Source organism: Microbacterium sp. BF1 (assembly GCF_019279095.1).
Classification (GTDB): Bacteria; Actinomycetota; Actinomycetes; order Actinomycetales; family Microbacteriaceae; genus Microbacterium; species Microbacterium maritypicum.
The window spans coordinates 1-2,251 of record NZ_JAGYWT010000408.1 but is presented as its reverse complement, the minus strand read 5'-3'; the positions used below and the strand labels follow the sequence as shown (position 1 = coordinate 2,251).

General features: G+C 68.0%; 2 protein-coding genes. Both read right to left on the bottom strand.

Annotated features, from left to right (window positions below):
* The coding region (dnaG, locus tag KZA10_RS12865; RefSeq protein ID WP_256934820.1) for a DNA primase at nt 1-1,034 on the bottom strand (1,034 nt) is incomplete at its 3' end.
* On the bottom strand, nt 1,034-2,251 hold a 1,218-nt coding region (locus KZA10_RS12860), incomplete at its 5' end, for a deoxyguanosinetriphosphate triphosphohydrolase (RefSeq protein WP_218683069.1). The genes dnaG and KZA10_RS12860, both read right to left, overlap by 1 nt.

Sequence of the window (2,251 nt, the reverse complement as noted above, 5' to 3'; positions counted from 1 at the left end):
GAGATCGACGCGGCTCTCGCCGAGATCACGGGCACGGTACTCAGCACTGGTCCCAATGGCGAGGAGCCGGCCTCCGTGGACACTACCGTTGTCACAGATGCGCAGGTCGCCGAAATCGCCAGCATGGCCATCACCCGGCGCAGGACCTTGATGTGCTCGGTGCCGAACGCCGTGCCGCAGGTGGCGATCGCGGTCGTGAGACCCGCGAGGTGGCAGGCCATCACATCGGTGTACCCCTCGACCACGACGACACGGCGAGGATCCCCGCGAGCGATGTCGCGCTTGGCGAGGTCGAGCCCGTAGAGCACCTGCGCCTTCTTGTAGATCGGCGTCTCGGGGGTGTTCAGGTACTTCGGCCCCTGGTCGTCGTCGAACAGTTTGCGCGCGCCGAAACCGATGGTCTGTCCCGACACGTCCCGGATCGGCCACACCAGCCGCCCGCGGAAGCGGTCGTACACGCCGCGCTGCCCCGTCGAGACGAGACCGGCGTTGCTGAGTTCCTCGCGCGTGAATCCCTGCGCGGTGAGGGCCTTGAGCATCCCGTCCCACCCGCGCGGGGCGAAACCGACGCCGAAATGCGCGGCAGCACCCGCATCGAACCCGCGCTCGCCCAGGAAGCGACGCCCGGCCTCGGCATCGGGGGTGAGCAGTTGCGCGCGGAAGAACTCCGCCGCCGCGGTGTTGGCAGCGTACAGACGGCTGCGACCGCTGGTCTCGGGAGCCGCTCCCCCGTCTTCGTAATGCAGCGTGTATCCGATGCGCCCGGCGAGACGCTCCACGGCCTCGGTGAAGCTGACGTGATCCATCTCCCGCAGAAACGAGTAGACGTCGCCGGATTCCCCGCAGCCGAAGCAGTGGTAGTACCCCACCTGCTGGCGCACATGGAAGCTCGGGCTCTTCTCGTCGTGGAAGGGACACAGTCCCTTGAGGGATCCGACCCCGGCCGATCTGAGAGCCACACGCTCACCGATGATGTCGGCGATGTTCGTACGCGCCTTCACCTCGTCGACGTCGGCCTGCAGTATCCGCGGCATCAGTGCGCCCCTTCGACCACGGGCAGCCGCTCGGCGTGCGCCTGCGCGCCCGGACGGGGATGACGCGGAGTCCAGATCCCGACCTCGGCCGGATCGATCTCGCCGACGAGCCGGTTGTGCCAATCGATCGCGCTCTGGTCGGTGAGGCTCGCGATCTGATCCACCACGACCCTGGCGCGCTCGGCGTCGTTCTGCGCGGCGACGAAGTCGGCCGCGAATGCAGGCTCGAGCACATCGGAGCCCGCGGACCACAGCGCGTCGGTCGACCAGAGGGCGTCGGCGAGCCGCTTGAGCACGCGTCGCTGCTCCTTGTAGACGCCCTTGCGGGCTTCGATCGTGACGATCGCCTGGCCCATGATGCCCTTGAGGACCGCGATCTCCACCTCGATCACGCGTGGCACCACGACGTGGGCGTTGTAGCGCACCAGGGCGGTCGAGCCGTACGCCTCCTTCGTGGCGGAGACCGAGGCACGGGCGAAACGTCCGATCAGGTCGCTCGTCAGGTTCTTGAGTCGGGCGAGTGCCTGACGGGAGCGGTCGAACGACGACAGCCACATCGGCTGCGATGCCAGGCGGTACAGAGCATCGGCGAGCTCGTCGCGCGTGAAGTCGTAGCCCACCCACTGCTGGATGCGTCCGACGAGGGCATCGTGCTGGCGCGGATCGGCGAGCTGGGCGACGTCGACGTAGCCGTTGACGATCGCATCCTCGAAGTCGTGGACCGAGTAGGCGATGTCGTCGGAGAGGTCCATGATCTCGGCCTCGATGCAGCGCAGACGCCCCGGTGCCCCCTCGCGCATCCAGCGGAAGACCGCCTCGTCTTCGGGGTAGACGCCGAACTTCAGGCGACCACCCGGGTCCGGAACCGGGCTGTCGACCGTCCACGGGTACTTGCACGTGGCGTCGAGACTGGCGCGGGTGAGGTTCAGTCCGACCGAGCGGTCATCGTCGTCGAGGACCTTCGCCTCGAGTCGGGAGAGGATGCGCAAGGACTGCGCATTCCCCTCGAACCCTCCGATGGGCTCGGCCCATTCGTTGAGCGCCCGCTCGCCGTTGTGGCCGAAGGGAGGGTGGCCCAGGTCGTGGCTGAGGCACGCGGTGTCGACGACATCGGCCGAGACGCCGAGGGCGATCGCGAGCTCACGCCCGACCTGTGCGACCTCCAGGGAATGCGTCAGGCGGTTGCGCGCGAAGTCGGCTGTACTGGCGGGGCTGAG